The following is a 21,735-nucleotide window of genomic DNA, read 5'->3' on the forward strand; positions in this document are numbered from 1 at the left end:
TCCGGTGAGTGAGACTGGTCCAACCGTGACGGTATTCAGGAAACGAGGTCGGATGATGCGTACGCGTCCGCTGAAGGTGGCGCTGCTGGGCTGTGGAGTGGTCGGCTCAGAGGTGGCGCGCATCATGACGACGCACGCCGACGACCTCGCCGCCCGCATCGGCGCCCCGGTGGAGCTCGCCGGGGTGGCCGTCCGGCGGCCCGACAGGGTGCGGGAGGGCCTTCCCGCCGAGCTCGTCACCACCGACGCCACCGCCCTCGTCAAACGCGGCGACATCGACGTCGTGGTCGAGGTCATCGGGGGCATCGAGCCCGCCCGGACCCTCATCACCACCGCCTTCGAGCACGGGGCCTCCGTCGTCTCGGCGAACAAGGCCCTCCTCGCGCAGGACGGGGCCGCCCTGCACGCCGTCGCCGAGGAGCACGGCCGGGACCTGTACTACGAGGCAGCCGTCGCCGGTGCCATCCCGCTGATCCGGCCGCTGCGCGAGTCCCTCGCCGGCGACAAGGTCAACCGGGTGCTGGGGATCGTCAACGGGACGACCAACTTCATCCTCGACAAGATGGACTCGACCGGCGCCGGGTACCAGGAGGCCCTCGACGAGGCCACCGCCCTGGGATACGCGGAAGCCGACCCGACCGCCGACGTCGAGGGCTTCGACGCCGCCGCCAAGGCCGCCATCCTCGCCGGAATCGCCTTCCACACGCGCGTGCGCCTCGACGACGTCTACCGCGAGGGCATGACCGAGGTCACCGCCTCCGACTTCGCCTCCGCGAAGGAGATGGGCTGCACCATCAAGCTGCTCGCCATCTGCGAGCGGGCCGAGGACGGTGCCTCCGTCACCGCGCGCGTGCACCCCGCCATGATCCCGCTGAGCCACCCGCTCGCCTCCGTGCGCGGCGCCTACAACGCCGTCTTCGTCGAGTCGGACGCCTCCGGGCAGCTCATGTTCTACGGCCCCGGCGCGGGTGGCTCGCCCACCGCGTCCGCCGTGCTCGGCGACCTCGTCGCCGTCTGCCGCAACCGGCTCAACGGCGCGACCGGACCCGGCGAGTCCGCGTACGCCGCCCTGCCCGTCTCGCCGATGGGTGACGTCGTCACGCGCTACCACATCAGCCTCGACGTGGCCGACAAACCGGGTGTTCTCGCCCAGGTGGCGACCGTGTTCGCCGAGCACGGAGTCTCGATCGATACGGTTCGCCAGCAGGGGAAGGACGGCGAGGCCTCCCTCGTCGTCGTCACCCACCGTGCGTCCGACGCGGCCCTCGGCGGGACCGTCGAGGCGCTGCGCAAGCTCGACACCGTCCGCGGTGTCGCCAGCATCATGCGGGTTGAAGGAGAGTAACCAGCAATGACCCACCAGTGGCGCGGAATCATCGAGGAGTACCGGGACCGGCTGCCGGTCTCCGACACCACGCCGGTCGTGACGCTCCGCGAGGGCGGCACGCCGCTCGTGCCCGCGCAGGTGCTCTCCGAGCGCACGGGCTGCGAGGTCCACCTCAAGGTCGAGGGTGCCAACCCGACCGGGTCCTTCAAGGACCGCGGCATGACCATGGCCATCAGCAGGGCCAAGGAGGAGGGCGCGAAGGCCGTCATCTGCGCCTCCACCGGCAACACGTCCGCGAGTGCGGCCGCGTACGCCGTGCGCGCCGGGATGGTCTGCGCCGTGCTCGTGCCGCAGGGCAAGATCGCGCTCGGCAAGATGGGCCAGGCCCTGGTGCACGGCGCGAAGATCCTCCAGGTCGACGGCAACTTCGACGACTGCCTCACCCTCGCGCGCGGTCTGAGCGAGAACTACCCCGTGGCGCTGGTGAATTCGGTCAACCCGGTGCGTATCGAGGGTCAGAAGACGGCCGCGTTCGAGATCGTGGACATGCTCGGCGACGCGCCCGACATCCACGTCCTGCCGGTGGGCAACGCCGGGAACATCACGGCCTATTGGAAGGGGTACAAGGAGTACTCCCTCGACGGGGTCTCCACCAGGACGCCCCGCATGTGGGGTTTCCAGGCCTCCGGAAGTGCCCCGATCGTGCGCGGCGAGGTCGTCAAGGACCCGTCGACCATCGCCACCGCCATCCGCATCGGCAACCCTGCCTCCTGGCAGTACGCGCTGGCGGCACGGGACGAGTCCGGCGGCCTCATCGACGAGGTGACGGACCGTGAGATCCTGCGTGCCTACCGGCTGTTGGCCTCCCAGGAGGGCGTCTTCGTCGAGCCCGCGTCCGCCGCGTCCGTCGCCGGTCTGCTGAAGGCCGCCGAGCAGGGCAAGGTCGACCCGGGCCAGCGGATCGTGTGCACGGTCACCGGCAACGGTCTGAAGGACCCGGACTGGGCCGTCGCCGGCGCCCCGCAGCCGGTCACCGTGCCCGTCGACGCGGCCGCGGCGGCCGAGCGCCTCGGACTGGCGTAAGCACCTCGGACTGGCGCGAAAACGGCGCTGAACTGGCGTAAACAGCCCTGGGTCGGCGCAAGCCGCGCCGATCCGGGCAGCGCCGGTGTAACGCGCGCCACGGTCCGGCGTAAGACGGCGCTTACCTGGGGAAGTTCCCTACAGCGGGTGCATAGGGGGCTTACGACACGCATCGTGCGCCTCCTGTGCGCCCTATGTCGCCACAGAACCTTCCTTCGATAGGCTGTACTGAACCCGCCCGCCGCATATGCCTCCGCATATGGCCCGGTGCCGCGCCGTCTCCGCGGCCCGTAAGCGGCCGGCCCTCCGGTCGGCAGCGGCCCCCAGGGTCCTCGTACGTCATCGAATGTCATTCGACAGTCACGCAGCTCAAGGAGAGTCATCGAGCGATGGCCGGTCCAGCGTTCCGCGCCGCCGCCGTCCGGGTGCGCGTCCCCGCCACCAGCGCCAACCTCGGCCCGGGCTTCGACGCCCTCGGCCTCGCGCTGGGCTTGTACGACGACGTGGTCGTCCGGGTGGCCGACTCCGGGCTGCACATCGACATCGCGGGTGAGGGCAGTGAGACGCTCCCGCGCGACGAGCGCCACCTTCTGGTGCGTTCCCTGCGTACCGCCTTCGATGTCCTGGGCGGACAGCCGCGCGGCCTGGAAATCGTCTGCGCCAACCGCATTCCGCACGGCCGGGGCCTCGGCTCCTCCTCGGCCGCCATCTGCGCCGGGATCGTCGCCGCCCGCGCCGTGACCATAGGTGCCGAGGCCAAGCTCGACGACACCGCGCTCCTGGAACTCGCCACCGAGATCGAGGGCCACCCCGACAACGTCGCGGCGTGCCTGCTGGGCGGCTTCACGCTCTCCTGGATGGAGGGCGGCGCCGCGCGGGCGATCAGGATGGAGCCCGCCGATTCCATCGTTCCGGTGGTTTTCGTGCCCGGGAAGCCGGTCCTGACGGAGACCGCGCGCGGCCTGCTCCCGCGCAGCGTGCCGCACGTCGACGCCGCCGCCAACGCGGGCCGGGCCGCCCTGCTCGTCGAGGCCCTGACCAGGCGTCCCGAGCTGCTGCTGCCCGCCACGGAGGACCGCCTCCACCAGGAGTACCGCGCCCCCGCCATGCCCGAGAGCGCGGCGCTGGTGGAACGGCTGCGGGGCGACGGCATCCCCGCGGTGATCTCCGGCGCAGGACCCACGGTCATGGCGCTGGCGGACGCGGGCACCGCCGACAAGGTCGAAGCACTGGCGGGCGAGGACTGGGCCGCGAACCGGCTGAGTCTCGATCTGCAGGGCGCGAGCGTGCTTCCGCTCGCGACCTGACACTCGGTTGCCGGATTTGGAGAGGGGGAATGTTTGTTGGATCCGGTAGTGTTAATCTCAAGTCTGCACCCGACCCCACCATGGCGAGGTGCCTCGTGTCCCCGTCCGGGACAGACATTCTTCCGGGAGCCCCCCAAGCCGCACTGTGTTCCGTACGTCGTACGTGGAGCGTACGCCGTACACGGACACTGAGCGGGCCGACGGGCACGCTCCGGAACCGGTGCGACCACGCCGCGTGACACAGACACTGGGTGCCACGGCTCAAGGAAGCGCCATCACCAGATATTTCCTCCGCCGCTTAGGCGGACCACCGCCCCGGCACGGTCCACACCAACGGGACCACTGCCGGACAGCACAACCGGTCGCCGAGCCAGACAGGCCGACGTCCGCTCCAGGGAAGGACCCTTCGTGAGCGACACCACCGATCTGATGGGCGCACGTGTCGAGGAGACCGCTGCCGCGCCCGCCACGGACGCCTCCGCGCCTGCCACCGGTGCCGGCTCCCGGCGGCGCCGCGGTACCGGCCTCGAGGGCATGGTGCTGGCCGAGCTGCAGCAGGTCGCATCCGGCCTCGGTATCAGGGGCACCGCGCGTATGCGCAAGAGCCAGCTGATCGAGGTCATCAAGGAGGCGCAGGCTGGGGGTGCCCCCTCTGGGGGAGGAGGTGCCGCCCCGGCCGCCAAGGCCGAGGCTCCCGCGGAGACCAAGCCCAAGCGCCGCGCCACCTCCCGGACCCGTACGGGTGACACCGCCGAGAAGGCCGAGAAGAAGGCGGACAAGGGCGCCGAGGCTCCTGCCGAGAAGGCCGTCGCCCAGCAGCAGATCGAGATCCCGGGCCAGCCGTCCCCCAAGGTCTCGACTTCGCTCGACCAGGGAGGCGCCCCCACCGACGACGCCCCCGTCGAGCGCCGCCGTCGCCGCGCCACCGCCGAGGCCGGAGCCCCGGCAGCCACCGCCCCCGAGACGGTCGCCGCCGAGGCGAAGAGCGAGCCGAAGGCCGAGACGCCGGCGCAGCCGCAGCAGCAGTCCCAGAACGAGGCCAAGGGCGAGGCCGCCGGTGACGGCGGCGAGGGCCGCCGCCGCGACCGCCGCGAGCGCGGCCGGGACCGCGACCGGGACCGTGACCGCGACCGGGGGGACCGGGACCGTGACCGCCGTAAGGGCGACGACCAGCAGGGCGGCCAGCGCGGTCAGCAGCAGAACCAGCAGCAGGGCGGCGGCCGCCAGGACCGCAACACCGGTCCGCAGGACGACGACGACTTCGAGGGCGGCCGTCGCGGCCGTCGCGGCCGCTACCGCGACCGCCGTGGCCGACGTGGCCGCGACGAGGTCCAGGAGCCGCAGATCACCGAGGACGACGTCCTGATCCCGGTCGCGGGCATCCTCGACATCCTCGACAACTACGCCTTCATCCGTACGTCCGGCTACCTGCCGGGTCCGAACGACGTGTACGTCTCCCTCGCCCAGGTCCGCAAGAACGGCCTGCGCAAGGGCGACCACATCACCGGCGCCGTGCGCCAGCCGAAGGAAGGCGAGCGCCGCGAGAAGTTCAACGCGCTGGTCCGCCTCGACTCCGTCAACGGCATGGCGCCCGAACACGGCCGCGGCCGCCCGGAGTTCAACAAGCTCACCCCGCTGTACCCGCAGGACCGGCTCCGCCTGGAGACCGACCCGGGCGTGCTGACCACGCGGATCATCGACCTCGTGTCGCCGATCGGCAAGGGCCAGCGTGGTCTGATCGTGGCCCCGCCGAAGACCGGCAAGACCATGATCATGCAGGCGATCGCCAACGCGATCACCCACAACAACCCCGAGTGCCACCTGATGGTCGTCCTCGTCGACGAGCGTCCGGAAGAGGTCACCGACATGCAGCGGTCGGTCAAGGGCGAGGTCATCTCCTCGACCTTCGACCGCCCGGCCGAGGACCACACCACGGTCGCCGAGCTGGCGATCGAGCGGGCGAAGCGGCTGGTCGAGCTCGGGCACGACGTCGTGGTGCTGCTCGACTCCATCACGCGTCTGGGCCGTGCGTACAACCTGGCCGCGCCCGCCTCCGGCCGCATCCTGTCCGGTGGTGTCGACTCGACCGCCCTGTACCCTCCGAAGCGCTTCTTCGGTGCCGCGCGGAACATCGAGGACGGTGGCTCGCTCACCATCCTGGCGACGGCTCTCGTCGACACCGGGTCCCGCATGGACGAGGTGATCTTCGAGGAGTTCAAGGGCACCGGCAACATGGAGCTCAAGCTCGACCGGAAGCTGGCCGACAAGCGCATCTTCCCGGCCGTTGACGTCGACGCCTCCGGCACGCGTAAGGAAGAGATCCTGCTCGGGGCCGAGGAGCTCAACGTCGTCTGGAAGCTGCGGAGGGTGTTGCACGCGCTGGACCAGCAGCAGGCGATCGAGCTCCTGCTCGACAAGATGAAGCAGACCAAGTCGAACGTCGAGTTCCTGATGCAGATCCAGAAGACGACGCCGACGCCCGGTAACGGCGACTAGTCGCTTCGCGACAGCGCCGGGGGACTGCGAGGTCGTACGGCGGCTGCGGGGCGTTCGTGGCCTGTCGCGCCCGCGCGGCGAGCCGCACATCGACACAGCCCCGCGCCTCTGAAGGGCAGTTTCCCGTCACGTGAGTGACGGGAAACTGCCCTTCGGCGCTGAGAGGGAGGGGTGCGTCAGACGCCCCTCCTGTCTCATGCGCCTCTCTGGGGGGACTTCCTTGCCCACGTCCATGTCCGGTGCCGGTCGTCACAGACGCCGGATACGCCTCGCCCTGCCCGTCGGAGCCGTCGGTGTCGCCGCTGCTCTGGCCGCCGCGCTGCTGACCTCCTCCGCGGACGCGGCCACGCCGCTGCCGCGGCCCACGGTCAAGCCCGCCACCAGCGCGCCCTCGCTCGCCGAGCTGGAGAAGCGCGTCGCGGGCGCCCTCGCCGGTGACGACACCGCGGGGAAGACGAGCAAGTCGTCGATGAGCTCCAGCTCCACCTCCGGCTCCAGCTCCAGCGACGGCACCGTCGACGCCAAGATCATCGGCGGTACGACCACCACCATCACCTCGGCCCCCTGGATGGCCCAGCTCTGGTACTACGACGACCGGGGCACCACCAGCGAGACCGACGACATCGGGTTCTTCTGCGGCGGAGCCGTCGTCGCGCCGACCAAGATCCTCACCGCCGCGCACTGCGTGAAGGGCTACGACTGGCGCAACAACGGTGCCATCGTCACCGGCACCGCCCAGCTGCCCACCACCGACGACGCGGGCAACACCGACCTGCACGGCGGCACGGCCTCGGGCGTCTGGCGGCAGTGGAACCACCCGTCGTACAACGCGACGACCATCGACAACGACATCGCCGTCCTGACCCTGCCGAACCCCGTCAGGGCCACGCCGATCCGGATGACGACGTCCGGGGACACCGCCTCGTACGCGGCCGGCACCAGCGCCAAGGTCTACGGCTGGGGCCGCACCAGCTCCACCAGCGACGACGTCTCCGAGACGCTGAAGACGGCCACGCTGCCCATCCAGTCCGACAGCACCTGCGCGGGCTACTACGGCGCCGACTACATCAAGAACCACATGGTCTGCGCGGGCAACCCGGCCACCGGCAGCGACAGCGGCACCACCACCGCCTGCAACGGCGACTCCGGCGGCCCGCTCGTCGTGAACAACCGGATCGTCGGTGTCGTGTCCTGGGGCGTGGAGGACTGCGTCGCGAAGGGCGCCTACAGCGTCTTCGCCAAGACCAGCGCGTACGTCGGCGCCGCCTACCCGCGGATCGACGACACCAACATCAGCGGTGACCACAAGGCCGACCTGTGGGTGCGCAGCGCCTCGACGAAGACCGGCTACGCGAAGAACTCCACGGGCACCTCCTTCGGGGCCCGCGAGTCCTGGGGCAACTGGGACGGCGTGAACCTCGTCCTGCAGACCGATCTCGACCGGGACGGCTACGAGGACCTGCTCTACCGGGTCAGCGCCACCGGCGACGTCTACTGGGCGCACTACGTGCCCGCCGGCGGCACCTGGGCCAACACGCAGATCGCCGACAACTGGAAGACCCGCACCCGGATCGTCACCCCCGGTGACGTCACCGGCGACTACCTGCCCGACCTGCTGTCGGTCGACTCCGCCGGTTACCTGTGGATCTACCCGGGCAAGGGCAACGGCACCTTCGCCCCCCGCGTGAAGGTCGGCTCCGGCTGGAACCAGTACAACTCCCTGCGCGGCCACGGCGACTTCACCGGCGACGGGAAGACCGACCTGATCGCCCGCGGCAAGAGCAACGGCTACGTGTACCTGTACAAGGGCACCGGCAAGGCGGGCTCCGCGGCCTTCTCCGGCCGGATCAAGGTCCGCACCTGGAGCAGCACGACGTACAACACCTTCGACGCGGTCGGCGACATCACCGGCGACGGCAAGGCCGACTTCCTGGCCCGCACCCCCGGCGGCACGCTCTACCTGTACAAGGGCACGGGCAAGGCCACCAGCGAGATCTTCGCCACACGGATCTCGCTCGGCACCGGATTCCAGCAGTACGACATCTGGGGCTGAAACCCCAGGTGAGCGCCCTGCTCCCCGCTCGAACCAACACGCTCTGTGCCCACCGTCCCCCGCGGTGGGCACAGAGCGTTGTGCAACTCTGTGGCCGGTTTCCCCGTCTGACCGGAGGGGTGACGATGGGTGCAGTACGGGTCTCGAACCGACCAGGCCTGGCACCGACCGCAGGGGGTAACCGACCGGAGATGAGCTGAGGAGCACATGTCTGCCGAGAGCACACCGGGACCCGGCATACCGGGGGAGCCCGGCACCAGCGGCCCGCGCCAGCGCGCCAAGGGCCGCCGCCGCAAGCCCCGCAAGCGTCACAAGGGCCTGCTGATCATGGCCTGGACCGCCGCGGGCATCGTCGTCCTGGGCGGCAGCGGGGCCGGGTACCTGTACTTCAAGCTCAACGGCAACCTCAAGAGCGTGAACATCGACCAGGCCCTCGGCACCGACCGGCCCGAGAAGGTCGACAACGGCTCGGAGAACATCCTCGTCCTCGGTTCCGACACCCGCTCCGGCAGCAACAAGAAGCTCGGCGGCGGCAGCGACGACGGCAGCGCCCGCTCCGACACGGCGATGATCGTGCACGTCTACGAGGGCCACAAGAAGGCCAGCGTGGTCTCCATCCCGCGCGACACGATCATCGACCGCCCCGAGTGCACCGACACCAAGGGCGAGGACCACCCCGCCGCGGACGGCGTGATGTTCAACTCCGCCTACTCCACCGGTGGCGCCGCCTGCGCCGTGAAGACCGTCGAGTCGATCACCGATCTGCGCATGGACCACTACCTGGAGGTCGACTTCAGCGGCTTCCAGAAGCTCATCGACGAGCTCGGCGGCGTCGAGGTCACCACCACGAAGAACATCGACGACCCCGACAGCCACCTCAAGCTTCCGGCCGGCACGCACCGCCTCGACGGCGAGCAGGCCCTCGGCCTGGTCCGCACCCGGCACGGCGTCGGCGACGGCTCCGACCTCGGCCGCATCCAGCTCCAGCAGGCCTTCATCAAGGCCCTGGTCAACCAGGTCAAGGCCGTCGGCATCTTCACCAGCCCGAAGAAGCTCTACGACCTCGCCGACACCGCCACCAAGACCGTGACGACCGACTCCGACCTGGGCTCGGTGAACGCCCTGATGTCCTTCGCCAACGGCCTCAAGGGCATCACCCCGAAGAACATGCACATGGTCACGATGCCGGTCCAGTACGACCCCGCCGACCCCAACCGCGTCATCGTCCAGAAGTCCAAGGCCGAGATGGTCTGGAAGGCCCTGAGAAACGACCGGCCGATCCCGAAGGCCGCCACCGAAGGCACGGCCACAGGTGAGGCCAAGGGTGTGGTGAGCGCCCCATAAGGGGCGCGGGGAACCGCGCGACCAGCCACACACGACCCGCACCCGCCCATGCCGATCACCCGGCACCCCACTGGGCGAGCCCATCCCCCACTCCCCGGGAACAAACCACGGCAACCCCCGGTTTTGGGAGAGGGCCCCAGTCCTGGCAGACTGGTACGTCGGCTCCGGTTCACGCACCCGCACCCCGCGGCTGCGACCCGGCGCCCTCCCGAAACCTAGGAGACACCTTGAAGCGCGACATCCACCCCGCGTACGTCGAGACGCAGGTCAGCTGCACCTGCGGCGCGTCGTTCACCACCCGCAGCACCATCGAGTCCGGCACCATCCGGGCCGAGGTCTGCTCCGAGTGCCACCCGTTCTACACGGGCAAGCAGAAGATCCTCGACACCGGTGGCCGTGTGGCCCGCTTCGAGGCCCGCTTCGGCAAGGCTGCCGCCGGCTCCAAGAAGTAGCGAGCCCCAAGTCGCCGGTCCACGGTCGCGCCCCTTCACCGGGCGTGCCGGGACCGGCGTTTTTGGTCGCCCGCCTTCCCCTTCACCGCAGTACACAGGAGCCCAAGATGTTCGAGGCCGTCGAGGAACTCGTCGCCGAGCACGCCGACCTGGAGAAGAAGCTCGCCGACCCGTCGGTCCACGCCGACCAGGCAGGCGCGCGCAAGATGAACAAGCGCTACGCCGAGCTCACCCCGATCGTCGCCACGTACCGCTCCTGGAAGCAGCTGGGTGACGACGTCGAGACCGCGCGCGAACTGGGCGCCGACGACCCCGACTTCGCGGCCGAGGTCAAGGAGCTGGAGAAGCAGCGCGAGGAGCTCACCGAGAAGCTGCGGCTGCTGCTCGTCCCACGCGACCCCAGCGACGACAAGGACGTGATCCTGGAGATCAAGGCGGGTGCGGGCGGCGACGAGTCGGCGCTGTTCGCCGGCGACCTGCTGCGCATGTACCTGCGCTACGCCGAGCGCGTCGGCTGGAAGACCGAGATCATCGACGCCACCGAGTCCGAGCTGGGCGGCTACAAGGACGTCCAGGTCGCCATCAAGACCCGCGGGCAGATCGAGCCCGGGCAGGGCGTGTGGGCCCGGCTGAAGTACGAGGGCGGTGTGCACCGCGTGCAGCGCGTGCCGGCCACCGAGTCCCAGGGCCGTATCCACACCTCCGCGGCCGGTGTCCTCGTGACCCCCGAGGCCGAGGAGGTCGACGTCGAGATCAACCCCAACGACCTCCGCATCGACGTCTACCGCTCCTCCGGCCCCGGCGGGCAGTCGGTCAACACCACCGACTCCGCGGTGCGCATCACGCACCTTCCCACCGGAGTCGTCGCCTCCTGCCAGAACGAGAAGAGCCAGCTGCAGAACAAGGAGCAGGCACTGCGTATCCTGCGCTCCAGGCTGCTCGCCATGGCGCAGGAGGAGGCGGAGAGGAACGCCGCCGACGCCCGCCGCAGCCAGGTCCGCACCGTCGACCGCTCCGAGAAGATCCGCACCTACAACTTCCCGGAGAACCGCATCTCGGACCACCGCGTCGGCTTCAAGGCGTACAACCTGGACCAGGTCCTGGACGGCGACCTCGACGCGGTGATCCAGGCCTGCGTCGACGCGGACTCGGCCGCCAAGCTCGCAGCCGCGTAAGGCGCGCAGGGCGCGCAGTACGCAGTACTCGCGTAGTACGTATAGAGAGCACTGAGTACCGGAGGACAGCGTGCAGCAAGATTCCGGGGGGCGACCCCCGAGCCCCCGCAGCGTGCTGCTCGCGGAGGTGGCGCAGGCCACCCAGCGGCTGGCCGACGCCGGCGTGCCCTCCCCACGCACCGACGCGGAGGAGCTCGCCGCGTTCGTGCACGGCGTCAAGCGGGGCGAGCTGCACACCGTGCAGGACTCCGACTTCGACGCCCGCTACTGGGAGGTCATCGCCCGCCGCGAGGCCCGCGAACCGCTCCAGCACATCACCGGGCGCGCCTACTTCCGGTACCTGGAACTCCAGGTCGGGCCCGGGGTGTTCGTCCCGCGGCCCGAGACCGAGTCCGTGGTCGGCTGGGCCATAGACGCCGTACGGGCCATGGACGTCGTCGAGCCGTGCATCGTCGACCTGTGCACCGGTTCGGGCGCCATCGCGCTCGCCATGGCCCAGGAGGTGCCGCGCTCCCGGGTCCACGCGGTGGAGCTGTCCGAGGACGCCCTCGTGTGGACCCGCAAGAACATGGCGGGGTCCCGGGTCGAACTGCGCCAGGGCGACGCCCTGACGGCCTTCCCGGACCTCGACGGCCAGGTCGACCTGGTCATCTCCAACCCGCCGTACATCCCGCTCACCGAGTGGGAGTACGTCGCCCCCGAGGCGCGCGACCACGACCCCGAGATGGCGCTGTTCTCCGGCGAGGACGGCCTCGACCTGATCCGCGGCATCGAGCGCACCGCGCACCGGCTGCTGCGCCCCGGCGGCGTCGTCGTCATCGAGCACGCCGACACCCAGGGCGGCCAGGTGCCGTGGATCTTCGCCGAGGACCGGGGCTGGACCGACGCCGCCGACCACCCCGACCTCAACAACCGCCCGAGGTTCGCCACGGCCCGCAAGGCACTGCCGTGAGCACCCCGCAGTCTTCATCCCAGCAGCACGTGTACGAGGAGGCCAGCTAAAGATGGCACGGCGATACGACACCAATGACGCAACCGACCGCGCGACCGGTCTGCGTGAGGCCGCGTCCGCCGTCCGCCGTGGCGAGCTCGTGGTGCTGCCGACGGACACGGTGTACGGCATCGGCGCCGACGCGTTCTCCCCGGAGGCCGTCGCCGACCTGCTGGAGGCCAAGGGCCGGGGCCGCAACATGCCCACCCCTGTCCTCATCGGCTCCCCGAACACCCTGCACGGGCTCGTCACGGACTTCTCCGAGCTGGCCTGGGAGCTCGTGGACGCGTTCTGGCCGGGCGCTTTGACGCTCGTCGCCAAGCACCAGCCGTCCCTGCAGTGGGACCTGGGCGACACCCGGGGCACGGTCGCCGTGCGCATGCCGCTGCACCCCGTCGCCATCGAGCTGCTGACGGAGGTCGGCCCCATGGCCGTCTCCTCCGCCAACCTCACCGGCCACCCGGCGCCGGAGACCTGCGACGCCGCGCAGGAGATGCTCGGCGACTCTGTCTCCGTCTACCTCGACGGCGGCCCGACGCCCGGCAACGTGCCGTCCTCGATCGTCGACGTCACCGGCCCGGTGCCCGTCCTGCTGCGCGAGGGCGCGCTCTCCCCGGACGAGCTGCGCAAGGTCGTACCCGACCTCGAGGTGGCGAATTGACAGCCCCTGACTCCCCCACGCTCTCGACTGCGTTCGAGCAGGGGGCACCCCCATGCGTGGCATAGGCAACGGGGAAAGCGCGGCGGAGATCACGACGACGTTCGTGGGGCTTCCGCGTGACAGCTTCCGCATCCTCCACGTCAGCACCGGCAACGTGTGCCGCTCGCCGATCACCGAGCGGCTGACCCGCCATTTCGTGCAGGAGCGGCTCGGGATCCTGGGCGGCGGTCTGATCGTGGAGAGCGCGGGCACCTGGGGGCACGAGGGCGCGCCCATGGAGGCCCACGCGGAGACCGTGCTGGCCGACTTCGGCGCGGACGCCTCCGGCTTCGTGGGCCGGGAGTTGCTGGACGAGCACGTGATCCGTGCGGACCTCGTGCTGACGGCTACGCGGGATCACCGGGCGCAGGTGATCTCGATGGGCCACTCGGCGGGGCTGCGGACCTTCACGCTCAAGGAGTTCACCCGCCTGGTGAAGGCCATCGACCCTGCCACCCTGCCGCCGCTGGAGGAGGGCGTGGTCGCGCGTGCGCGTGCGCTGGTGCGGGCTGCTGCCGCTCTACGCGGGTGGCTTCTGGCGCCCACGGCGGAGGCGGACGAGGTGTACGACCCGTATGGGGCGCCGTTGACGTTCTTCCGGTCGATCGGGGACGAGATACACCAGGCGCTGGATCCGGTGGTCACCGCGTTGACCGGGGTGCCGGCGCGTACGGGGTGACGGCTGGAGCTTCGCGCAGCGGTGCTCGGCGCTGTCGGCCGTGCCCACGCGTACCGCCCCAGCCGGACGACTGCGCACTGCGGGTGATGCAACAACTCGGGCGGCCGTGACCTCTCGGGCCTACATTGGACGTACGTCACCGTCGACGAGGCCCGGAGTCCACCATGACGGTCAGTCCTGCCCTTGAGACCGATGTCCTGCGGCGCCAGGACCCCGAGCTCGCCGACATCCTCCTCGGGGAGCGGCAGCGGCAGTCGACGACGCTGCAGCTGATCGCCGCCGAGAACTTCTGCTCGCCGGCCGTGCTGGCCGCGCTCGGCTCGCCCCTGGCCAACAAGTACGCCGAGGGATACCCGGGAGCGCGGCACCACGGCGGCTGCGAGTTCGCCGACGTCGCCGAGCGCATCGCCGTGGACCGGGCGAAGGCGCTGTTCGGCGCCGAGCACGCCAACGTCCAGTCGCACTCGGGCTCTTCGGCGGTGCTGGCCGCCTACGCCGCCCTGCTGCGCCCCGGCGACACCGTCCTCGCGCTCGGTCTGCCGCACGGCGGCCACCTCACGCATGGGTCGCCCGCCAACTTCTCCGGCCGCTGGTTCGACTTCGTCGGGTACGGGGTCGACGCCGAGAGTGGGCTCGTCGACCACGACCAGGTGCGCACCCTGGCCCGTACCCACCGCCCGAAGGCGATCGTGTGCGGCTCGATCGCCTATCCCCGGCACATCGACTACGCCTTCTTCCGCGAGGTCGCCGACGAGGTCGGCGCGTATCTCATCGCGGACGCCGCGCACCCCATCGGGCTGGTGGCGGGGGGAGCGGCCCCGAGCCCCGTGCCGTACGCCGACATCGTCTGCGCCACCACCCACAAGGTGCTGCGCGGCCCGCGCGGCGGGATGATCCTGTGCGCCGCGGAGCTGGCGGAGCGCGTGGACCGCGCCGTGTTCCCCTTCACCCAGGGCGGGGCGCAGATGCACACCATCGCCGCCAAGGCGGTCGCCTTCGGAGAGGCGGCAACACCGGCGTTCGCCGCGTACGCCCATCAGGTGGTCGTCAACGCGAGGGTTCTCGCGGCCGGGCTGGCGACCGAGGGGCTCGTCGTCACCACCGGCGGCACGGACACCCACCTCATCACCGCCGACCCGGCCCCGCTCGGCGTCGACGGCCGCACCGCGCGCGGCCGGCTCGCCGCCGCCGGAATGGTCACGGACTGCTGCGCACTGCCGCACGGCGACGCCCGCGGACTGCGCCTGGGCACGGCCGCGGTGACCACCCAGGGCATGGGGGAGGGGGAGATGGGGAAGATCGCCGCGCTGCTCGCGGCGGTGCTGAGGGAGGAGACGGAACCCGCGCAGGCACGTGAAGAAGTGCGGGAGCTCACCGGTGGATTTCCGCCGTATCTGCGCTGAGGCGGGGTAGGCGCACCTGGGTGCACAGCCACTCGTGCAACCATCGTCGCTACCCGGCAGTCCCCACAGTTATGCGCGCATCGCTAGGGTGTGGGGCTGAGATGGCCAGCGAGACCTGTGGGGAAGCCCGTGCGTGAATACCTGCTGACGCTCTGCGTGACGGCCGCGGTGACGTATCTGCTGACAGGGCCGGTACGGAAGTTCGCGATCGTGGCGGGAGCGATGCCGGAGATCCGGGCACGTGACGTGCACCGGGAACCCACTCCGCGGCTCGGCGGGATCGCGATGTTCTTCGGCCTGTGCGCGGGCTTGCTGGTCGCCGACCATCTGACCAACCTCAGCCAGGTCTTCGAGAAGTCCAACGAGCCACGGGCGCTGCTCTCCGGAGCGGCGCTCATCTGGCTGATCGGCGTCCTGGACGACAAGTTCGAGATCGACGCCCTGATCAAGCTGGGCGCGCAGATGATCGCCGCGGGCGTGATGGTCGTGCAGGGTCTGACGATCCTGTGGCTGCCCATCCCGAGCGTCGGCACGGTCGCGCTGACCCAGTGGCAGGGCACCCTGCTGACGGTGGCCCTGGTCGTCATCACCATCAACGCGGTCAACTTCGTGGACGGCCTCGACGGCCTCGCCGCCGGCATGGTGTGCATCGCGTCGGCCGCGTTCTTCATGTACGCCTACCGCATCTGGTACTCGTACGGCATCGAGGCCGCCGCCCCCGCGACGCTGTTCGCGGCGATCCTGATGGGCATGTGCGTGGGCTTCCTGCCGCACAACATCCACCCCGCGCGGATCTTCATGGGCGACTCGGGCTCGATGCTGATCGGGCTGGTGCTGGCCGCGGGCGCGATCTCGGTCACGGGGCAGGTCGACCCGGACAACCTGTTCGGCGGGTCCGAGCGCAGCACCGTGCACCAGATGGTGCCGGTCTACATCCCGCTGCTGATGCCGCTGACCATCATCGCGATCCCGGCGGCCGACCTGATCCTGGCGATCGTGCGGCGCACCTGGCGCGGCCAGTCGCCGTTCGCCGCGGACCGGGGTCATCTGCACCACCGGCTGCTGGAGATCGGGCACTCGCACAGCCGCGCGGTGCTGATCATGTACTTCTGGTCGGCGCTGATCGCGTTCGGGGCGCTGGCCTACTCGGTCAACTCGGCGTCGACGTGGATCGTGCTGGGCGTCGTGTTCCTCAGCGCGGTGGGCCTCGTCCTGCTCCTGCTGCCGCGCTTCACGCCGCGCGCCCCGCGTTGGGCGGAGCGGTTCGTGCCGCCGCGGTACCGGCGGCGCGGGGTCGCCCCGCTGGCGCCCGGGGCCTCGACGCCGGCGTCCGCCCCGGAGCAGCTCGCCCCGGACGAGCAGGTACCGCGCAGTCCCGTGGTGAGCGGGGTGTCCGGAGTCAACGGAGCGACCGCCATCGGCGCCCGTTCGCGTTTCACGGACCGCCGGAAGGCCGGGACGCCGCGCTGAGGCCCGGGCCGCCGGCTACCGCAAGGTAAGAATCTGACTAGAGCATTGCCAAGTCGTGAGACTGTGATGGGGGTAAGAAGCGCCCAATACCAGACAAGTCGGCTGCGATATCGCTCAGACGCGCAGATTCACTCTCATGTGTGACAGCGAGCACACCCTTCAGGTAAAGACTGCATCAAATAGTTTGTGATACGGTTCACGAGAACCCCGGATAGAGCCGAGGGCCGTAGTGCGACGGCCCATTGGTGTGAGGTCTCCACTCTCAGCCCGGGACTACGCTCGTCCATGACGACACCCCTGCCCCCTGTGAAAGCGGAGTTGCCGCCATGCCGTCCAACGACGTCCGGATCCTGGCCCAGGCCGCCGTGCCCACGGCTGCCGTCGGCGCGATTGCCGCCGTCGTCAGCGCTGTGGCCGCCGGTGGCAAGGGGGCGATCGGAGCGGTCGTCGCGACGCTTGTGGTGATCCTCTTCATGGGGATCGGCCTCTACGTCCTGCAGCGCACTGCCAAATCGCTTCCGCACCTCTTCCAGGCGATGGGCCTGATGCTCTACGCGGCACAGATTCTTCTGCTGTTCATCTTCGTCGCCGCGTTCAAGAACACGACGTTGTTCCACCCCAAGGCCTTCGCCCTCACGCTCGTCGCCGGCACCCTGACCTGGATCGCCGCGCAGACGCGTGCCCACATGAAGTCCAAGATCCTTTACGTCGAGCCCGATGCGACGACGGGCGGAAAGCCCGAAAAGTCAGGGCACTCGTCGTGAGGGATAGGGCCGGGATAAAGAGGCATGAGAGATCCTGCTATCGTCCGGTGCCAACTGCGGCATCGCGGGCGCGGGCATCTGAGCTGACGCCTGCTCAAGCGCGAGGCGAGATGCCCCACAGCCGCCCCCACATCCGTAACACCAGTCCCGTGCCGAACCGCGGCCGTGCGCCGCGCCGACACAACGAGGTTGCCGTACCTATGCGCCACGATGAAGGAGCCCGCGGTGAGTGCTGACCCGACGCAGGTGCTCGCCTTCGAGACCGACTGCCACCTCTTCGAGGGATGTGGCTTCGACACGGTTGCTCCGGGCCTGCACTCGTTCCTGTTCGAACCGCTGATGGGCAACGCGGACGGCAACGGCTTCTACTTCAACAAGCCCATGCTGCTCGCCGTGCTCGGTTCGATCATCGTCGTGGGCTTCTTCTGGGCGGCGTTCGCCAAGCCCAAGGTGATCCCGGGCAAGCTCCAGATGGTCGCCGAGGCCGGCTACGACTTCATCCGCCGCGGTGTCGTCTACGAGACGATCGGCAAGAAGGAGGGCGAGAAGTACGTCCCGCTCGCCGTCTCGCTCTTCTTCTTCATCTGGATGATGAACCTCTGGTCGATCATCCCGGTCGCGGCCTTCCCGGTGACGTCGATCATCGCCTACCCGATGGTCCTGGCCCTGATCGTCTACGTGCTGTGGGTCGGGCTGACCTTCAAGCGGCACGGCTTCGTCGGCGCCTTCAAGAACTTCAGCGGCTACGACAAGTCGCTGGGCGCCGTGCTCCCGCTGTCCATGACCATCGAGCTGGCCTCGAACCTGCTGGTCCGCCCGTTCACGCACGCGGTGCGACTCTTCGCGAACATGTTCGCCGGCCACACCCTGCTGCTGCTGTTCACCATCGCCAGCTGGTACATGCTGAACGGCATCGGCATCGCGTTCTCGGCCGTCTCGTTCCTGATGGTCATCGTCATGACCGCGTTCGAGCTCTTCATCCAGGCGGTCCAGGCGTACGTCTTCGTCCTGCTGACCTGCACCTTCATCCAGGGCGCGCTCGCCGAGCACCACTGAGCACCGCCCCGCCCTCCCTGTAGACATCCGGTGGCCAACCCCCACCGGTCACTGAAAGAGAAGGAAGAACCGGCATGTCCGCTCTCCAGACCCTCGCTGCGGTCGACGGCAACCTCGGCTCCATCGGTTACGGCCTCGCCGCGATCGGCCCGGGCGTCGGCGTCGGCATCATCTTCGGTAACGGCACCCAGGCGCTCGCCCGCCAGCCCGAGGCCGCCGGCCTGATCCGCGCCAACCAGATCCTGGGCTTCGCCTTCTGTGAGGCGCTCGCCCTGATCGGTCTCGTCATGCCGTTCGTCTACTAAGACGAGCCCTGACGACCGTCCCTTTCGACGAAAGGCACTGATGTGACTACCGCCCTGGTTTTCCTGGCGGCTGAGGGTGAGAAGGAGAATCCCCTCATTCCGCCGTGGCCGGAAGTTGTCATCGGCCTCATCGCTTTCGTCATCGTCTTCGGCTTCCTCGCCAAGAAGCTCCTCCCGACCATCAACAAGGTCCTGGAAGAGCGTCGCGAGGCCATCGAGGGCGGTATCGAGAAGGCCGAGGCCGCGCAGACCGAGGCCCAGAGCGTCCTGGAGCAGTACAAGGCCCAGCTCGCCGAGGCCCGGCACGAGGCCGCGCGTCTGCGCCAGGAGGCGCAGGAGCAGGGCGCCGCGCTCATCGCCGAGATGCGCGCCGAGGGCCAGCGTCAGCGCGAGGAGATCATCGCCGCCGGTCACGCGCAGATCGAGGCCGACCGGAAGGCCGCCGCGTCCGCGCTGCGCCAGGACGTCGGCAAGCTCGCCACCGACCTGGCCGGCAAGCTCGTCGGCGAATCCCTCGAGGACCACGCCCGGCAGAGCCGCGTCATCGACCGCTTCCTCGACGAGCTCGAGGAGAAGGCCGAGGCCGGCCGATGAACGGAGCGAGCCGCGAGGCCCTGGCAGCCGCACGTGAGCGTCTCGACGCGCTGACGGACTCCACGTCCGTGGACGCCGGGCAGCTCGCCGACGAGCTGGCCGCCGTCACCACGCTGCTCGACCGCGAGGTGTCGCTGCGTCGGGTCCTCACCGACCCGGCGCAGGCCGGCGAGGGCAAGGCCGACCTGGCCCAGCGCCTGCTCGGCGCCCAGGTCAGCGGTCCCACCGCCGACCTGGTGTCCGGCATGGTGCGCTCCCGCTGGTCGCAGTCCCGCGACCTGGTGGACGCGCTGGAGCAGCTGGCGAACCTCGCCGACCTCACCGCCGCGCAGCGGGCGGGCACGCTCGACGACGTCGAGGACGAGCTGTTCCGGTTCGGCCGGATCGTCTCCTCCAGCACCGAGCTGCGTGCCGCGCTCACCGACCGCAAGGCCACCACCTCGGCCAAGGGCGGGCTGCTGCGCAGCCTGCTCGGCGGCCGGGCGCAGCCGACCACCGAGCGTCTGGTGACGCGTCTGGTGACCGCGCCGCGGGGACGTAGCCTGGAGTCGGGACTGGAGTCCCTGTCCAAGCTCGCCGCCGAGCGCCGGGACCGCATGGTGGCCGTCGTCACCTCCGCGGTTCCGCTGAGCGACCAGCAGAAGCAGCGCCTGGGCGCCGCCCTCGCGAAGCTCTACGGCCGCAAGATGCACCTCAACCTGGACGTGGACCCCGAGGTCCTCGGCGGGATCCGGGTGCAGGTCGGCGACGAGGTGATCAACGGTTCCATCGCGGACCGCCTGGAGGACGCGAGCCGCCGCCTGGCGAGCTAGCGGCATCCGCGGCAACTGAAAACGCAGTACGTGCTTACGGCCCTGGTTGGGCCGTGCAGAGGATTCCTGGGGGTCGAACCCCAGACCCCCAAAGAAACTTCGGGCCCAACAAGGAGAGCAGGGAACCCAGATGGCGGAGCTCACGATCCGGCCGGAGGAGATCCGGGACGCGCTGGAGACGTTTGTCCAGTCGTACAAGCCGGACGCGGCCTCGCGCGAGGAGGTCGGCACGGTCACCTTTGCCGGCGACGGCATCGCGAAGGTCGAGGGCCTGCCCTCGGCCATGGCCAACGAACTGCTGAAGTTCGAGGACGGCACCCTCGGCCTCGCCCTCAACCTCGAGGAGCGCGAGATCGGTGCCATCGTTCTCGGCGAGTTCAGCGGCGTCGAGGAGGGCCAGCCGGTGCGGCGCACCGGTGAGGTGCTGTCCGTCGCCGTCGGTGAGGGCTACCTCGGCCGCGTGGTCGACCCCCTCGGCACCCCGATCGACGGCCTCGGCGAGATCGAGACCGACGGCCGCCGCGCCCTCGAGCTGCAGGCTCCGGGCGTCATGGTCCGTAAGTCGGTGCACGAGCCGATGGAGACCGGCTACAAGGCCGTCGACGCGATGACCCCGATCGGCCGTGGTCAGCGTCAGCTGATCATCGGTGACCGCCAGACCGGCAAGACCGCCCTGGCCGTCGACACGATCATCAACCAGCGCGACAACTGGCGCTCGGGCGACCCGAAGAAGCAGGTCCGCTGCATCTACGTCGCCATCGGCCAGAAGGGCTCCACCATCGCCGGCGTGCGCCGCGCGCTGGAGGAGAACGGCGCCCTGGAGTACACGACCATCGTCGCCGCCCCGGCGTCCGACCCGGCCGGCTTCAAGTACCTGGCGCCGTACACCGGCTCGGCCATCGGCCAGCACTGGATGTACCAGGGCAAGCACGTCCTGATCATCTTCGACGACCTGTCCAAGCAGGCCGACGCCTACCGCGCCGTGTCCCTGCTGCTGCGCCGCCCGCCGGGCCGTGAGGCCTACCCGGGTGACGTCTTCTACCTGCACTCCCGTCTGCTGGAGCGCTGCGCGAAGCTCTCCGACGACATGGGTGCCGGTTCGATGACCGGTCTGCCGATCGTCGAGACCAAGGCCAACGACGTCTCGGCGTTCATCCCGACCAACGTCATCTCCATCACCGACGGCCAGTGCTTCCTGGAGTCGGACCTGTTCAACGCCGGTCAGCGCCCCGCGCTGAACGTCGGTATCTCCGTCTCCCGAGTCGGTGGTTCCGCCCAGCACAAGGCGATGAAGCAGGTCTCCGGCCGACTGCGCGTGGACCTCGCCCAGTTCCGTGAGCTGGAGGCGTTCGCCGCCTTCGGTTCCGACCTGGACGCGGCCTCCAAGGCCCAGCTGGAGCGCGGTCAGCGCATGGTCGAGCTGCTGAAGCAGAACCAGTACGAGCCGATGTCCACCGAGGACCAGGTCGTCTCCGTCTGGGCCGGCACCACCGGCAAGATGGACGACGTCCCGGTCGCCGACATCCGCCGCTTCGAGAAGGAGCTCCTGGACTACCTGCACCGCAAGGAGCAGGGCCTCATGACCTCCATCCGCGAGGGCGGCAAGATGTCCGACGACACCCTGCAGGCCGTCGCCGAGGCGATCGCGGAGTTCAAGAAGCAGTTCGAGACCTCGGACGGCAAGCTGCTCGGCGAGGACACCTCGGCCGCTGCCGCCAAGTGAC

Annotated in this window: 19 protein-coding genes; all 19 read left to right on the plus strand. The window is 69.8% G+C overall.

Annotated features, from left to right (window positions below; genetic code table 11):
• Positions 1-52 precede the first annotated feature (52 nt).
• The 19 genes from ACYVMZ_RS13120 (at position 53) to atpA (ending at position 21,734) form a co-directional block, all read left to right on the plus strand.
• Positions 53-1,345 (plus strand): homoserine dehydrogenase, encoded by a 1,293-nt coding sequence (locus tag ACYVMZ_RS13120; RefSeq protein ID WP_461078934.1) that lies wholly within the window; start codon positions 53-55, stop codon positions 1,343-1,345.
• 6 nt (positions 1,346-1,351) lie between these two features.
• A complete protein-coding gene (gene thrC / locus ACYVMZ_RS13125) occupies positions 1,352-2,410 on the plus strand; it encodes a threonine synthase (protein WP_461078936.1) in 1,059 nt (352 codons plus the stop codon).
• Between the two features lie 389 nt (positions 2,411-2,799).
• Complete coding sequence (thrB, locus tag ACYVMZ_RS13130; RefSeq protein ID WP_461078938.1) at positions 2,800-3,717, plus strand: homoserine kinase; 918 nt, start codon at positions 2,800-2,802, stop codon at positions 3,715-3,717.
• A gap of 408 nt (positions 3,718-4,125) precedes the next feature.
• A complete protein-coding gene (rho, locus tag ACYVMZ_RS13135; RefSeq protein ID WP_461078940.1) occupies positions 4,126-6,213 on the plus strand; it encodes a transcription termination factor Rho in 2,088 nt (695 codons plus the stop codon).
• Positions 6,214-6,445: 232 nt separating this feature from the next.
• Complete coding sequence (locus ACYVMZ_RS13140; RefSeq protein ID WP_461079114.1) at positions 6,446-8,266, plus strand: trypsin-like serine protease; 1,821 nt, start codon at positions 6,446-6,448, stop codon at positions 8,264-8,266.
• A 207-nt stretch (positions 8,267-8,473) separates the two neighbouring features.
• Positions 8,474-9,610, plus strand: a complete 1,137-nt coding sequence (locus tag ACYVMZ_RS13145; protein WP_461078942.1) for an LCP family protein — start codon at positions 8,474-8,476, stop codon at positions 9,608-9,610.
• A gap of 227 nt (positions 9,611-9,837) precedes the next feature.
• Positions 9,838-10,062 carry a 50S ribosomal protein L31 gene (gene rpmE / locus ACYVMZ_RS13150; RefSeq protein WP_014675000.1) on the plus strand — a complete coding sequence of 75 codons (225 nt, stop codon included), beginning with the start codon at positions 9,838-9,840 and terminating at the stop codon, positions 10,060-10,062.
• Between the two features lie 107 nt (positions 10,063-10,169).
• Positions 10,170-11,237, plus strand: coding sequence for a peptide chain release factor 1 (gene prfA, locus ACYVMZ_RS13155; RefSeq protein ID WP_461078944.1), 1,068 nt, complete (start codon positions 10,170-10,172; stop codon positions 11,235-11,237).
• Between the two features lie 112 nt (positions 11,238-11,349).
• Positions 11,350-12,189, plus strand: a complete 840-nt coding sequence (prmC, locus tag ACYVMZ_RS13160; protein WP_461078946.1) for a peptide chain release factor N(5)-glutamine methyltransferase — start codon at positions 11,350-11,352, stop codon at positions 12,187-12,189.
• A gap of 52 nt (positions 12,190-12,241) precedes the next feature.
• Complete coding sequence (locus tag ACYVMZ_RS13165) at positions 12,242-12,889, plus strand: L-threonylcarbamoyladenylate synthase (RefSeq protein WP_461078948.1); 648 nt, start codon at positions 12,242-12,244, stop codon at positions 12,887-12,889.
• A 52-nt stretch (positions 12,890-12,941) separates the two neighbouring features.
• Positions 12,942-13,607 carry an arsenate reductase/protein-tyrosine-phosphatase family protein gene (locus ACYVMZ_RS13170; protein WP_461078950.1) on the plus strand — a complete coding sequence of 222 codons (666 nt, stop codon included), beginning with the start codon at positions 12,942-12,944 and terminating at the stop codon, positions 13,605-13,607.
• 164 nt (positions 13,608-13,771) lie between these two features.
• On the plus strand, positions 13,772-15,010 hold the full coding sequence (locus tag ACYVMZ_RS13175) for a serine hydroxymethyltransferase (protein WP_461078952.1): 1,239 nt from the start codon (positions 13,772-13,774) through the stop codon (positions 15,008-15,010).
• Between the two features lie 129 nt (positions 15,011-15,139).
• On the plus strand, positions 15,140-16,480 hold the full coding sequence (locus ACYVMZ_RS13180; protein ID WP_461078954.1) for an MraY family glycosyltransferase: 1,341 nt from the start codon (positions 15,140-15,142) through the stop codon (positions 16,478-16,480).
• Between the two features lie 326 nt (positions 16,481-16,806).
• Positions 16,807-17,244, plus strand: a complete 438-nt coding sequence (locus tag ACYVMZ_RS13185; RefSeq protein WP_461078956.1) for a hypothetical protein — start codon at positions 16,807-16,809, stop codon at positions 17,242-17,244.
• Positions 17,245-17,454: 210 nt separating this feature from the next.
• A complete protein-coding gene (gene atpB, locus ACYVMZ_RS13190; RefSeq protein WP_461078958.1) occupies positions 17,455-18,300 on the plus strand; it encodes a F0F1 ATP synthase subunit A in 846 nt (281 codons plus the stop codon).
• Positions 18,301-18,374: 74 nt separating this feature from the next.
• Complete coding sequence (gene atpE, locus ACYVMZ_RS13195) at positions 18,375-18,605, plus strand: ATP synthase F0 subunit C (RefSeq protein ID WP_103780068.1); 231 nt, start codon at positions 18,375-18,377, stop codon at positions 18,603-18,605.
• Positions 18,606-18,647: 42 nt separating this feature from the next.
• Positions 18,648-19,199 carry a F0F1 ATP synthase subunit B gene (locus ACYVMZ_RS13200; RefSeq protein ID WP_461078961.1) on the plus strand — a complete coding sequence of 184 codons (552 nt, stop codon included), beginning with the start codon at positions 18,648-18,650 and terminating at the stop codon, positions 19,197-19,199.
• Positions 19,196-20,011, plus strand: a complete 816-nt coding sequence (locus ACYVMZ_RS13205) for a F0F1 ATP synthase subunit delta (protein ID WP_461078963.1) — start codon at positions 19,196-19,198, stop codon at positions 20,009-20,011. The genes ACYVMZ_RS13200 and ACYVMZ_RS13205 overlap by 4 nt, the downstream gene beginning before the upstream one ends.
• 130 nt (positions 20,012-20,141) lie before the next feature.
• Positions 20,142-21,734, plus strand: a complete 1,593-nt coding sequence (gene atpA / locus ACYVMZ_RS13210; RefSeq protein ID WP_461078965.1) for a F0F1 ATP synthase subunit alpha — start codon at positions 20,142-20,144, stop codon at positions 21,732-21,734.
• The last annotated feature ends 1 nt before the right edge of the window (position 21,735 follow it).

The organism is Streptomyces deserti (assembly GCF_054782695.1).

Bases quoted from the DNA above. Each gene is read 5' to 3' on its own strand.
- ACYVMZ_RS13120 (WP_461078934.1), top strand. From the start codon at position 53: ATGATGCGTACGCGTCCGCTGAAGGTGGCGCTGCTGGGCTGTGGAGTG.
- thrC (WP_461078936.1), top strand. From the start codon at position 1,352: ATGACCCACCAGTGGCGCGGAATCATCGAGGAGTACCGGGACCGGCTG.
- thrB (WP_461078938.1), top strand. From the start codon at position 2,800: ATGGCCGGTCCAGCGTTCCGCGCCGCCGCCGTCCGGGTGCGCGTCCCC.
- ACYVMZ_RS13140 (WP_461079114.1), top strand. From the start codon at position 6,446: ATGTCCGGTGCCGGTCGTCACAGACGCCGGATACGCCTCGCCCTGCCC.
- ACYVMZ_RS13145 (WP_461078942.1), top strand. From the start codon at position 8,474: ATGTCTGCCGAGAGCACACCGGGACCCGGCATACCGGGGGAGCCCGGC.
- prfA (WP_461078944.1), top strand. From the start codon at position 10,170: ATGTTCGAGGCCGTCGAGGAACTCGTCGCCGAGCACGCCGACCTGGAG.
- ACYVMZ_RS13165 (WP_461078948.1), top strand. From the start codon at position 12,242: ATGGCACGGCGATACGACACCAATGACGCAACCGACCGCGCGACCGGT.
- ACYVMZ_RS13170 (WP_461078950.1), top strand. From the start codon at position 12,942: ATGCGTGGCATAGGCAACGGGGAAAGCGCGGCGGAGATCACGACGACG.
- ACYVMZ_RS13175 (WP_461078952.1), top strand. From the start codon at position 13,772: ATGACGGTCAGTCCTGCCCTTGAGACCGATGTCCTGCGGCGCCAGGAC.
- ACYVMZ_RS13185 (WP_461078956.1), top strand. From the start codon at position 16,807: ATGCCGTCCAACGACGTCCGGATCCTGGCCCAGGCCGCCGTGCCCACG.
- atpB (WP_461078958.1), top strand. From the start codon at position 17,455: ATGAAGGAGCCCGCGGTGAGTGCTGACCCGACGCAGGTGCTCGCCTTC.
- atpE (WP_103780068.1), top strand. From the start codon at position 18,375: ATGTCCGCTCTCCAGACCCTCGCTGCGGTCGACGGCAACCTCGGCTCC.
- ACYVMZ_RS13205 (WP_461078963.1), top strand. From the start codon at position 19,196: ATGAACGGAGCGAGCCGCGAGGCCCTGGCAGCCGCACGTGAGCGTCTC.
- atpA (WP_461078965.1), top strand. From the start codon at position 20,142: ATGGCGGAGCTCACGATCCGGCCGGAGGAGATCCGGGACGCGCTGGAG.